Origin of the sequence: Staphylococcus sp. GDX8P54P, from assembly GCF_017893165.1 — a bacterium.
Classification (GTDB): Bacteria; Bacillota; Bacilli; order Staphylococcales; family Staphylococcaceae; genus Staphylococcus; species Staphylococcus borealis.
Genome location: NZ_JAESMM010000008.1, coordinates 1 through 12,513 on the forward strand (window position 1 = coordinate 1; position 12,513 = coordinate 12,513).

Genomic DNA, 12,513 nt, shown 5'->3' on the forward strand with positions numbered 1-12,513 from the left:
TTTGCTTGTAGAATTTCTTAGTGAAATTCTCTTTGTTGGGGCCCCGCCCGCAAGGGTGACTAGAACTGAGAAAAGCTTGAATTAAGCGCCTTCTCAGTTCAGTCAGCTACTGCGAATTTGCAAAATAGCTTCATTATATTATTTTTTGTGCCAGCCTCTTGTTTAAATGGTTGGATATAAGTGGTTTTTAAGTATTAAAGTTGAAAGGACGATACAGAAAGCACCACCAATTATGCCAGCAATGACATCAGTAGGATAATGCACGCCTAGATATACTCTTGAAATAGAAATAAGAAGAATAAATAGTGCACATAATCCGATAATAATACCTTTATTATTGCCATTTGCTTGTCGATTTGCTATGAACATTGCACTACCAAAGAATGATGTTGAGCCCATAGCATGACCACTAGGAAAACTAAATCCTGATATATCTATTAGTCGCAATAACGTTGGACGCTCACGGTCAAAGATATTTTTTAATAATGGATTTAATATACTAGATAGTGACATGACAATCACGAAGAACAGTGCTTCGATTTTAAAACGTTTTAACATTAAGTAAGCGACAAGCATCAATGAAAGGCATACCATGGCCCATACTTCTCCAATTTTCGTGGCCCCCAAAAGGATTGAGGTAGTGATAAAACTTTCGGATGAGTAAATAAATTCATACACTTCTGTATCAATCCATCTACCCAATCTAGACTCATGGAAGGATGCAATGATACCAAATATTAATGTAAAAACGATTAATAAGGTAATACGTTTTGCATGATTCATTGTCTACACCTCCTGAGTTTATAAAGCGTCTTGTAGAATTTTATTAAATAAATCCTCTTTGGTATAACTTTCGTTGTATGTCTCCATTTGTTTCACAATCGATTCTCGATTATGCTCAATATCTTTAAGTTGTTCCAATAATTTAACTTGTGTAAGCTGGTCTTCAGGAATCGTTCTACCATAGCCTTTAGATTCGAAATTCTTTGCGTTATCGATTTGATCCCCACGAGATTGATCAAGTCCTAATGGTATCAATAACATAGGAATACGCAATGTTAAGAACTCATAAATTGCGTTAGATCCTGCACGACTCACGACAGTGTCTGTAATAGCTAGTAAATCCGTTAACGTTTCTTTTACAAATTCATATTGAACATAGCCTTTTGCATCGATACTATTATCTACTAATCCATGTCCAGTTAAATGAATGATTTGATAATCTTGAAGCAAGGCTTCTAAATTTTCACGGATAGCTTGATTTAGTTTTTTACTACCTAAACTACCGCCCATAACAAGTAATACTTTTTTAGAATCATCGAAACCGGTTAATTGATAGCCTCGTGCTTGATTACCCTCTTTTAAGTCTTGGCGAATCGTAGCGCCTACGAAGTCAGCTTTTTCTTTAGGCAAGTACTTCAAAGTATCTTCAAACGTAGTATAGATTTTTTTAGCAAATTTTAATGAAATTTTATTAGCTAAACCAGGTGTTAGATCTGATTCATGGATAATCGTTGGTATATTCAATGAGCGTGCTGCTATGACTACAGGAACGGATACAAATCCTCCTTTAGAAAATAGCAAGTCTGGCTTTTCTTTTTTTAATACTTTACGTGCATCAATTATCCCTTTTAAAACTTTGAATACGTCTTTCGCGTTATCGACTGATAAATATCGACGTAATTTACCGCTAGATATTGGATAATATTTAATATTAGGTAACTGTGATTCAATCATTTCACGTTCAATACCTGTTTTAGAACCAATATAAAATGAGTCGTGTCCTTTATCAGTAGCTGTTGGAATTAAACTTAGATTGACCGAAACATGTCCAACAGTACCGCCACCGGTAAATGCTATTTTAGACATAGTAATTAACCTCTATTCTTAAATATTTTTATAATATGCATAGAATGGTGCACCTCTATCAAATGGATGATAGTCAATTTCTGCTTCACCGACTTTGATGAAACCAAATTTTTCAAATAATCCTTGCGCTGGCTTATTTAAAGCAAACGTGTCTGTTAATATAACATGGATATTATGATCTTCAGCTAACTTTACAGCAAAATCAAATAATGCTGTAGCTGCACCTTTGTATTGTTGTGAGCCAGCAAGTCTATGAATGACATAGGCGCCTTGACGTTCGATTGGCCATTCTAAATCATCATACCATTCTGATTGTTGTTGGTCGACCACGATAAAGCCATAAATTGTATCATTTTCTTCTAAAACATATAGTGTTTCAGCTTTGATATCCTCTTCAAAATGTTCTGACACTGGGTATTTATCATCCCATTGATTATTATTAAATTCTTTCATTAATGCTTTAGCTTCCTCAACTAATGCCTCTATTTGTGAAATATCTTGTAATTTACCTAACCTAATCATTGTTTTAAAAACACCTCTTTATTTTAGTTTGTTTATTAAATCATCTAATACTTTATCTTCTTTATTAGCTTTTTCAACTAATAATTGTGTGAATTTCTCGTTGGTTTCTTTATCAAATTTACCATTCACTTGTAATTGGTGGTCTGATTGGAATGATTTTATAGCTGTTTCTAATTGCGTATCAAATTGATTTGATTCATCGCCAACGTCATAATCTAATGCGTCTAAGCCAATTTTAATTGATTTTACATATTTGGTGTTATCACCCATAGTATATGTTTTATCAGTAGGAATGACACTGATAGATTGATATTTAGGTGATGCAATTTTAGTATCAGGTTGGATACCTTTACCGTGAATATAATGACCATCAGGTGTTAACCATTTCATTTGAGTATATTTCAATAATGAACCATCTTTGAATTCACGAGTTGTTTGTACTATTCCCTTACCAAATGTTTTTGAACCGTAAACTTTTGCTTTATGGTGGTCTCTCATAGCACCTGTAAAGACTTCAGAAGCACTTGCAGAGCCCTCATTTACTAAAATACTGACTTTCATGTCTTTCGCTTCTTTTGTAGCATCATTCGACGTTTTAATTGATTCAGTATCGTCACCTTTTTCAAGTTTGACAACCGTTTGATTTTTATCAATAAAGATATTCGCCATTTTAACTGCTTCATCAAGTAAACCACCAGGATTATTTCTTAAATCTAATACAATATTGCGCACACCGTCTTTATGTGCTTTTATGATTGCTGACTTGAGTTCTCCAGCAGTATTATCTTGGAATTTATTAATTGTAAAGACACCGATATGGCCTTTTTTCTTATACTCCACGCTTTTTACATGAATTTTTCCACGCTTAATATTAATATCTTTCTCTTGTGAACCACGTTTGATCGTTAATTTGACGGTTGTTCCTTCTTTACCTCGAACTAATTTAACTACTTGGTCTAATGGCTTACCTACAACCGATTTTCCATTCACTTTAGTTACAACATCTTTAGGTTGTATACCGGCTTTTTCGGCAGGTGAATCTTTCATTGGGCTAGTAATCATGATTTGTTTATCTTTTTTCTGCATTTCAGCGCCAATTCCTACAAAGTCACCTGAAACATCCTCATTGAAACTTTTCGTCTCATCTTTAGTCATGTACTCAGAGTATGGATCTTTGAGTTCTTTTACCATGCCATCAATAGCGGCTTCAGATAAATCGCTAGCACTTTGTTTCTTATAATAATCATTATTAAGTGTCTTGTAGGCATACTCGATTTTCTTCATTTCTTGGCGTTCATCTTTATTTAATCCACTTATTTTGTGACTAATACCTATTGTAGCGGCAACTGTTATTCCAGCCGTTAATATTATAATTCCTAATATAAGTAATATGAATTGCCAAGTTTTAAATCGAATTTTCTTATTTGAAGATTTATCAATATCTTGTTTGGCATCAACATGATTGTGTCTCTCCTCAGAATGATGACTCATAAAACCACTTCCTCGTATAACATCGTATGTATTTATATTAATTTCATCTAAAAAGATAATATAAGTATGTCGTTATTTAAACATAAACGCAACTTATTAGAAAACAGATAGCTATTTACACATAAAAATGATAAAGGAGTGGAACAGAATTCGTTGTGAATTCAGAGTTCCACCCCGGCAAGGTTAACTGGAATTAATACCTTGTTTCAAATACACATTTCATTCAGTCAACTAATGCGAATGTACAATGCAAAATATAAAATTATATATACTTGGATTGACTATTTAAAATTTAGAATTTCAGCCATTCTGTATATTCTTCATATAAATCATCAAATACTGACATCGGTAATGTTATATCACTTTGCATTTCGATATAATCAGATAATTGATTGAAATCTTTTTCATGTTTAGGAAAAGATAAATCATTAAATATTTCTTCAGCTAAATCTCCTTTGCTATCTTTACGACCTCTAGCTGTTAGCGCAAATTGATAAAAAGAATGTTCTTTCATTAGCTCATTGTCACATCTACGACTTTAGTTTCACCTTTAATCACTGCTTTAACATCATTAACATGAATTGATTCAGTTTGATCTGAATTTGTAATAATAATTGGTGAAATGACATCTTTCGCATTATTTTTAATATATTCTAAATCAAATTTAAGTAAAGGGTCACCAACTTGTACAGTATCACCGCTACTTACTAGGATTTCGAAACCTTGCCCATCTAATTGAACTGTATCTAATCCAATATGAACTAAAATTTCTAAACCGTTATCTGCTTTAAGACCAATTGCGTGTTTTGTAGGGAATACATTATCAACTTTACCTTCGATTGGTGAAACTACTTCTCCTTCAGTTGGGTTAATACCAAATCCTTCACCCATCATTTTTTGTGCAAAAACTGGATCTGGGATATCCTCAATATTGATATATTCACCAGTTAATGGTGCATAAATTTCAATTTCTTTATTAACTTCTTTACCTTTACCGAATAATTTTTTAAACATTATTAGTCACTCCTATTTTTCAAAATGTGGAATTAAATCACCGTAGCCTAGCGCTTCTAATTTATCATAAGGGATAAATTGAATTGCTGCTGAATTAATACAATAGCGTAATCCACCACTTTCTTTAGGACCGTCATTAAATACATGTCCTAAGTGGCTATTAGCTTCTTCTGACCTAACTTCAGTTCTAACCATGCCGAATGTTTTATCAACCAGTTCAATGATTTCATCATCATCAAGCGCTTTCGAAAAACTTGGCCAACCACAGTTAGATTCAAACTTTTCTTCAGAAGTAAATAATGGTTTGCCTGAAATTTTATCTACATAAATCCCCTTTTCAAAATGATTCCAATATTCATTTTGAAATGGAGGTTCAGTACCATTTTCTTGAGTAACAAGATATTCCATGTCATTTAGTTCATGCTTATCTTTTTTAATCATTTTGAGACCCCCAATGTGTTTCGATGAATGATTTTCTTCCTGATCCACGTTGGTATTGCTCATAGTGTGCAGGATTCTTCTTATAATAATCTTGATGATATGCTTCTGCAGGATAAAAATTCTTATAAGGAAGAATTGGTGTTATAACCGGTTTTTTAAAAATGCCTTCCTCGTTCAGTTGTTGAATTTTAAGTTCTGCTGCTTTCTTTTGTTCATCATCGTGATAAAAGATAGCTGGTTCATAACTTTCGCCTCTATCGAAAAATTGACCACCAGCATCTGTTGGGTCAAATGTTTTAAAATACACATCTAAGATATTTTCAAAGGACGTAATGTCAGAATTAAATTGAATTTGCACGGCTTCTCTATGACCAGTTTGATTAGTGCAAACTTGTTCATACGTAGGATTTTCAACATGTCCTCCACTATATCCAGATACGACATCCTCAATTCCTGGATATGATGTAAAGGGTTTAACCATACACCAGAAACATCCTCCAGCTAATGTTGCATATGCCATATTATTACCTCCTCTGTCATTTATTAAATTTACGATATAACTTTGTTAATTTAAAGTAATCTACTCACAACGATACTTTTATTTATTTAATATAAATAGGAAGCAAGTAATAAAATACGTGTTTAGTTTGGTTCACGAACAACAACCAAACCAATTGCACCTTGACCAGTGTGCGTTGATATAACTGGCGTAGTTACATTTACATCATATGTTTGCTGCCCAAATGCTTCGTCAAACTGTGTTTTAAGTTTGTCAACAAAATCAAGTACGTTAGCGTGAGCAACACCAATAGATTTAATTTTATGTTTATCAATAAATTCTGAAATTTCTTTTTTTAAATATTGTATGCTTGAATTTTGTGTTCGTGCATTATGCACAATTTCCAAATACCCATCTTCTAATGTACCGATAGGTTTGATTTTCATAATATTACCAATCAACCCTTTAGTCTTACTTATGCGTCCACCTTTGATTAATTGATTTAACTGTCCAATAACAACAAAAAGCTTGATGTTTTTTTGTAGTTCTTTAAGTTTATCAACAATTTCATTTGGTGAAAGATTAGTATTTATGAGTTCAACAAGACGTTGAATTTGGTATCCCAGTCCATATGAAATGGATTTAGAATCAATCACGGTTACTTTAGTGTCGACCATATCACTGGCTTGAAGAGCAGTTTGATATGTTCCACTTAGACCTGATGACATATGAATACTAAAAATTTCAACATCTTCTTTACCAAGTTCTTCATATAATTCAATAAATTTACCGATTGGTGGTTGACTTGTTTTAACATCTGCATTTTCTTCAATGCGTTGGATATATGCCTCAGATGAAATGTCAATTTGATCGACAAATGATTTACCATCAATCGTTAAGCTTAAAGGTACAACGTGGATATTATGTTGATTTAAATAGTCATGTGATAAATCTGATGTAGAATCAGTCACGATAATTTGTTTAGTCATAAGTGCCTCCGGTTAATCAATTTAATTTAATGTTTACGTACTAAGTGTAGAAATGTATGTGGAATTCTGTTTTTATCATCTAGTTCTCCTTCTACTGATGATTCTACTTCCCATTCTTCAAATGTATAAGGTGGGAAAAATGTGTCACCTTGGTGTTTACCATCGACTACTGTAATGTACATATCATCTACTTTATCAATCATTTCTTCAAATAATGATTGACCGCCAAAGATAAAAATATGACCTTTTAAGTTGTAAATATCGTCAATAGAATGAATCACATCTACACCTTCGACGTTAAAAGATGTATCACTCGTTAAAACGACATTTCTTCTGTTAGGAAGCGGTTTACCAATTGACTCAAAGGTTCTTCTTCCCATTACCAATGTATTTCCAGTTGATAGTTTTTTTACGTGTTTCAGATCATTAGGCAAATGCCATGGTAAATCATTCTTATAGCCTATGACGCGTTGTTGATCGTGTGCAACTAAAATGGATAAAGTCATAATTCCCCTCCGTATCTATAATTTATTTAGATTAAATTAGTACTTTTGTTTATCACACTGCTATAGGTGCTTTAATAGCAGGATGTGCGTTATATCCAACTAACTCCAAATCTTCATAATTGATTTCAAAAATTGAAGCATCAGAATTGATTTTTAGGGTTGGTGGCTCAAAACTATCTCTAGATAATTGTGTTTGAATTGCTTCAATATGATTAGAATAAATATGAGCATCACCAAATGTATGAACAAATTCTCCTACATCTAGATTACATTCTTTTGCTATTAAATGTGTCAATAATGCATAGCTCGCGATATTAAACGGTACACCTAAGAAGATATCTGCACTACGTTGATACAATTGACAGCTTAACTTACCATCTTGAACATAAAATTGGAACATCGTATGACATGGTGGCAGGGCCATGCTATCAATTTCTGTAGGATTCCATGCTGAAACAATATGGCGTCGAGAATTTGGATTATGCTTTATTTGATCAATTACTGTTTTAAGTTGATCGAAATGATTACCTTCTTTATCTACCCAATCTCGCCATTGTTTACCATAAACGTTACCTAAATCTCCGTACTTTTTAGCGAATGCATCGTCATTTAATATACGTTGTTTGAATTTAGACATTTCTTCTTTGTATTGTTTATTAAAGTCCTCGTCTTGGAGCGCCCTATGTCCAAAATTAGTCATATCAGGTCCGTGGTAATCATTTGATTGTACGTATTTCTCAAATGCCCACTCATTCCAAATGTTATTATTATATTTTAATAAATATTGTATATTTGTATCGCCTTTAATAAACCATAGTAATTCAGTAGCTATAAGTTTAAACGATACTTTCTTCGTTGTAAGTAATGGAAAACCTTTGGTCAAATCAAAACGTAATTGATGACCAAACTTAGATATAGTACCTGTATGCGTACGATCATCACGTTGATTGCCAATTTCCAATATTTCTTCACATAGAGCATGGTAGGCTGAATCAAATGAATTTAACATCTTGTTCATCTCCTAGAATTGTTTATATTACTAATTATTATACTAGATAATACGTACTTATAAAATTAAAATAAAAAAATCCCAAATATAAAATTAACTATTAATTTTATATTTGGGATTGGTAAGTCAATCTTTAATGAATACGTATTCATAGATAATGCCATTTAGTAGTGATTTGAAATTTCTAAGCTGTAGAGTCAAAATGGTTAATTGTTTAACAAGTTTATAGTGAATTTAAGCATTTAGCATTGACTAAAAACTCAAATAGGTTTCTTAACAATTTTCATCAAATGCATCTTTAATATCCATACAGATATCTTGAATGTCACGGCCTTCAATATGCTCTCTAGGAATAAAATGCTTTAATTCTGTCCCTTTGAATAATGCATATGATGGACTAGAAGGCACTTGTTGGATGTAGTCACGCATTGTTTGAGTTGCTTCTTTGTCTTGACCAGCAAATACTGTGATTTTGTTTGTCGGTTTTTTATCATTTTGTTCAGCTACTGCAACAGCTGCGGGTCTAGCTAAACCAGCAGCACAACCACATGTAGAGTTAATTACTACAAATGTTGTATCTTCTTCATTAACACTATTCATATAATTTGATACATCTTCACTTGTTTCTAAACTTTTAAAACCATTTTCAGTAAGTTCAGCTCGCATTTGTTGAGCTAATTCTTTCATATATTGTTCATAAGGATTCATTATTTCCACTCCTATTTTAGTTTTTCTTGAAATTTATGACTTATTGCGATTTGCAATTTGTTTCCATACAGAGCCTAACGCTTCATCGCCTTTTTCAATTCTAGAAATTGCCATTTCTATTTGAAGTTTAACTTCATAGGCAGAATCGTCGGCGTGTGATTTTAAACTTGATAACTGCTCTGGTCCACCTTCATCAAATAAAAACATTGCCGCTCTCCAACGGACTATTTTTTGTGGGTCATTTAAAGCTTGTTCCATTTCTGGTAATGCCTCTTTAAACCCTAAATCACTTAAACAATCTCCAGCGGTGCGTCTAACTGCTGGGCTTTTATCATGTAAGCCTTTATATAAATATGGAAGGATTTCTTTATCTTCAATCATGCCGATTAATACAATGGCTTGTCGTCTTAATGGTGCCTTTTCTTCTTGTAAAGCTAGGTCTAATAAATCTATATCTTCGACTGTTGGTGATGGAAATGCTTTAAGCATTCTTAATTTATCTTTCCAATCAGACGCTGCTTTAAATTCGTTAACAGTAACATGATGATACTGTTGTTGTGGTACTACAATATCCGTTTCTAATGCAGTTTGAACGAGCGCGTCTAACCTTTCAATTGGGTATAGTGCAATCATTTCTTCATATACTTCATGCATAACGTCATCTAATTCACCATATCTAATACCAAGATCTTCCCACTTACGTAAGAATACAACATTGTCACCGTCTTTTTGTGTCTTTAACATTCTATCAACGAAATGGTTTGGCATTTGTTCGCGACGTTCTTCTGAAGCGGTAGTCAGTTTAATTTGATAAGGGATGCCTTTAAACATAAGTGCCTCAGCTTTAATTTCACCATAATGTTCATCAGGTTGTTGAACACTATCAATAGATGATTCGTTATTTAATGTTGAAGTGATTTGAGGTAAGACCACTTCCCAATCAGATTTCGGTTGTTTATCGATAGCTAAGAAGTCCATTACGTAGAAAATAGATTTGACATCATCGATTGCTAATAAATCATTAATAAATTGAGGTTGATGCTCATCTATTTGTGTAAATGTATTAGATTTATTGTCTTCCCTCTTTTCAGACAAGACGATTTTCATTGTATTAGGACTTGGTGTTGGCTCTACTCGTACAATTTCCATAACTACATGTCCCCTTATAAAGCTTTATTCAAAAGTAGATTGAATTTGTGGTAGTACATTATTCCAATCTGCATTGGCTTCTTTATCAACAGAAATAAAATCCATAACATAAAATATTGATTTTACACCGTCAATTTCAAATAAGTTATTTATAAAATCCGGTTGCCCTTCTTGTGCAGAAGTAAATGTATTAGATTTATTATCTTCTCTCTTTTCACTTAAATTTATTTTCATAGTGTTATGATTTGGTGTTTCTTCGATTGAAACGATATGCATAGTCCTTACCTCCTATTGAAGTTCATTTCCTAATTGTTTGATTTGTTTACCAATTGAACACTCGGAAATACAGAAATGGTGTGCCTGTGTTTTACCTTCTGTTTTTCTTATATGTGTTTTTAGTAAGCATTTATCACAATAAGTGTTCATTAATTCATCAATTTTATCAATTGCATTTTTTTCGGAATGTGTAAGTATAACCGTCACTCCTTAAGCACAGTATTACTTTATTATAAGCATGGAACAAGTATAACTTAATTTGGAGTTATTTTGAAATAATCGATTTAATAATTGATAAATGATTATGTAAGTGATTATGGTTATTGCAATTGCCAATAAATTGCTATAAAATAAATAAGTTGTTTTTGCGGTTTCTAAACACCCGCATCATCAAAATTTAGGAGGATTTTTATGTATAATGAGATTTTTGGTGTAGCATCGTTTCTTGTTACATTTATTTTAATGGTGGTAATGTTCCGATGTTTTGGTAAACAAGGTTTAATTGCCTGGGTTGCAATTGGAACTATTATTGCTAATATTCAAGTAATAAAAACAGTTCATATTTTTGGCATATCTGCTACTTTAGGTAATGTGATGTTTGCGTCAATTTATTTAGCAACAGATATTTTAAATGATATATATGGGCGCAAAGTTGCTAAAAGAGCTGTGTGGTTAGGCTTTTCATCCACGTTGGTCATGATCATTGTGATGCAAATGTCTCTTCATTTTATACCAGCACCTGAGGATATGGCTCAAAAATCACTCTCAACGATTTTTGATTTAGTTCCTAGAATTGCATTAGGTTCAATTATTGCGTATATAATTGGACAACATGTTGATGTATTCATCTTTTCTGCTATTAAGAAAATATTTAGTTCAGATAAGACGTTTATCATACGTGCATACGGAAGCACAATGTTAAGTTCAATTATTGATACAGCACTGTTCGTTACAATTGCTTTTGCAGGTACTTTACCAAATATGGTTGTATTTGAAATATTTATAACAACGTATTTATTAAAACTAATTTCGACAATTTTCAACGTACCATTCGGTTATGTAGCTAAATCTATGTATCGTAAAGGTCGAATTCATAAATTAGATGAAGGATATTAAATGCAACACACTGTGGTTGTAAGACTTTTTCCTCAAAATATGCTTAGCTGGGACACTCAATCCAAGCTATATTTATATGTTAATGAATTTAATAATACGTAATAGAGCGTATTTCACTAACTTGGGAGTGGGACAGAATTCTTTTTAGATTCGTCGTCCACTCCCAGCTTGCTTTGTTTGTAGAATTTCTTGATGAAATTCTCTTTGCTGGGGCCCCGACTCCCAACTTGCTTTGCTTGTAGAATTTCTTAGTGAAATTCTCTTTGTTGGGGCCTCGCCCGCAGAGATGACTATAACTGAGAAAGGCTTGATTGAAGCGCCTTCTCAGTTCAGTCAGCTACTGCGAAATTGCAAAATAGCATAATTATATTATTTATGTCCCATTCTCTTTCTATTCTATTCATTTTTAATTTGTTATGATTAAATCAATGACTTGATGAAAAGGTGAAATTTTTTATGGCGAAAATTTACTTCGACGCAGCGACTAAAGGCAATCCTGGAAGAAGTACATGTGGCATAGTAATTAAGGAAGATGATAAGAAATATGTATATACGCATGACTTAGGTGAAATGGATAATCATAGTGCGGAATGGGCTGCCTTAATTTATGCACTTGAACATGCTCGTGAGCTGAATGTAATGAATGCGCTATTATATACAGATTCGAAATTGATTGAAGATAGTGTCAATCAAGGGTTTGTAAAAAACATTCGATTCAAGCCCTATTTTGAAAATTTAGAAATACTTGAGCAGAGCTTTGAATTGTTGTTTGTAAAGTGGGTTCCTAGAGAACAAAACAAAGAAGCAAATCAACATGCTCAACAAGCTTTATTCAAACTGACAAAAAGGAAAAAATAATATAAAAATGTAACATACCCCCTAATTTAGAATTAATTAGGGGGGTATAACTTTAGATCGTCAACT

The 12,513-nt window shown here is 32.8% G+C and carries 17 protein-coding genes; 2 read left to right on the top strand and 15 right to left on the bottom strand.

From position 1 onward, the window contains the following. Positions 1-162: 162 nt before the first annotated feature. The 15 genes from KA909_RS03160 to KA909_RS03230 all read right to left on the bottom strand — a co-directional run bounded on the left by KA909_RS03160 (position 163) and on the right by KA909_RS03230 (position 10,680). A complete protein-coding gene (locus KA909_RS03160) occupies positions 163-783 on the bottom strand; it encodes a phosphatase PAP2 family protein (RefSeq protein ID WP_193839344.1) in 621 nt (206 codons plus the stop codon). Positions 784-801: 18 nt separating this feature from the next. Continuing rightward, a complete protein-coding gene (locus tag KA909_RS03165) occupies positions 802-1,869 on the bottom strand; it encodes an undecaprenyldiphospho-muramoylpentapeptide beta-N-acetylglucosaminyltransferase (RefSeq protein WP_193839343.1) in 1,068 nt (355 codons plus the stop codon). 18 nt (positions 1,870-1,887) lie between these two features. Further along, positions 1,888-2,391, bottom strand: a complete 504-nt coding sequence (locus KA909_RS03170) for a GNAT family N-acetyltransferase (RefSeq protein ID WP_053030854.1) — start codon at positions 2,389-2,391, stop codon at positions 1,888-1,890. A gap of 18 nt (positions 2,392-2,409) precedes the next feature. Beyond that, positions 2,410-3,882, bottom strand: a complete 1,473-nt coding sequence (locus KA909_RS03175; protein WP_193839342.1) for a S41 family peptidase — start codon at positions 3,880-3,882, stop codon at positions 2,410-2,412. A 292-nt stretch (positions 3,883-4,174) separates the two neighbouring features. After that, on the bottom strand, positions 4,175-4,396 hold the full coding sequence (locus KA909_RS03180) for a YozE family protein (protein WP_053030848.1): 222 nt from the start codon (positions 4,394-4,396) through the stop codon (positions 4,175-4,177). Continuing rightward, the gene (locus tag KA909_RS03185; RefSeq protein ID WP_075108490.1) at positions 4,396-4,896 is read right to left on the bottom strand and encodes a PTS sugar transporter subunit IIA; all 501 of its coding nucleotides are present in this window, start codon (positions 4,894-4,896) and stop codon (positions 4,396-4,398) included. The genes KA909_RS03180 and KA909_RS03185 overlap by 1 nt, the downstream gene beginning before the upstream one ends. A 12-nt stretch (positions 4,897-4,908) precedes the next feature. Next, a complete protein-coding gene (gene msrB, locus KA909_RS03190) occupies positions 4,909-5,337 on the bottom strand; it encodes a peptide-methionine (R)-S-oxide reductase MsrB (protein ID WP_053030843.1) in 429 nt (142 codons plus the stop codon). After that, on the bottom strand, positions 5,330-5,857 hold the full coding sequence (gene msrA, locus KA909_RS03195; RefSeq protein WP_193839341.1) for a peptide-methionine (S)-S-oxide reductase MsrA: 528 nt from the start codon (positions 5,855-5,857) through the stop codon (positions 5,330-5,332). The genes msrB and msrA overlap by 8 nt, the downstream gene beginning before the upstream one ends. Positions 5,858-5,979: 122 nt before the next feature. Then, complete coding sequence (gene fakB2, locus KA909_RS03200; RefSeq protein WP_075108492.1) at positions 5,980-6,825, bottom strand: fatty acid kinase binding subunit FakB2; 846 nt, start codon at positions 6,823-6,825, stop codon at positions 5,980-5,982. Between the two features lie 26 nt (positions 6,826-6,851). After that, positions 6,852-7,331, bottom strand: a complete 480-nt coding sequence (locus tag KA909_RS03205) for a dihydrofolate reductase (RefSeq protein WP_193839340.1) — start codon at positions 7,329-7,331, stop codon at positions 6,852-6,854. A 52-nt stretch (positions 7,332-7,383) separates the two neighbouring features. Beyond that, positions 7,384-8,340: a thymidylate synthase gene (locus KA909_RS03210; protein WP_075108493.1), complete on the bottom strand. Its 957-nt coding sequence runs from the start codon at positions 8,338-8,340 to the stop codon at positions 7,384-7,386. Positions 8,341-8,613: 273 nt separating this feature from the next. Beyond that, positions 8,614-9,048: a bacilliredoxin BrxA gene (gene brxA, locus KA909_RS03215; RefSeq protein ID WP_070855623.1), complete on the bottom strand. Its 435-nt coding sequence runs from the start codon at positions 9,046-9,048 to the stop codon at positions 8,614-8,616. A gap of 33 nt (positions 9,049-9,081) precedes the next feature. Further along, positions 9,082-10,197, bottom strand: coding sequence for a conserved virulence factor C family protein (locus KA909_RS03220; protein ID WP_193839338.1), 1,116 nt, complete (start codon positions 10,195-10,197; stop codon positions 9,082-9,084). Positions 10,198-10,221: 24 nt separating this feature from the next. Continuing rightward, positions 10,222-10,473 carry a NifU N-terminal domain-containing protein gene (locus KA909_RS03225; RefSeq protein ID WP_053030822.1) on the bottom strand — a complete coding sequence of 84 codons (252 nt, stop codon included), beginning with the start codon at positions 10,471-10,473 and terminating at the stop codon, positions 10,222-10,224. 12 nt (positions 10,474-10,485) lie between these two features. After that, positions 10,486-10,680: a zinc-finger domain-containing protein gene (locus KA909_RS03230; protein WP_075108495.1), complete on the bottom strand. Its 195-nt coding sequence runs from the start codon at positions 10,678-10,680 to the stop codon at positions 10,486-10,488. A 204-nt stretch (positions 10,681-10,884) separates the two neighbouring features. Between KA909_RS03230 and KA909_RS03235 the strand changes: the two genes are divergently transcribed. Both KA909_RS03235 and KA909_RS03240 read left to right on the top strand, forming a co-directional pair. Further along, positions 10,885-11,589: a queuosine precursor transporter gene (locus KA909_RS03235; protein ID WP_070855625.1), complete on the top strand. Its 705-nt coding sequence runs from the start codon at positions 10,885-10,887 to the stop codon at positions 11,587-11,589. Between the two features lie 456 nt (positions 11,590-12,045). After that, positions 12,046-12,447, top strand: coding sequence for a ribonuclease HI family protein (locus tag KA909_RS03240; RefSeq protein WP_075108496.1), 402 nt, complete (start codon positions 12,046-12,048; stop codon positions 12,445-12,447). Positions 12,448-12,513 lie beyond the last annotated feature (66 nt).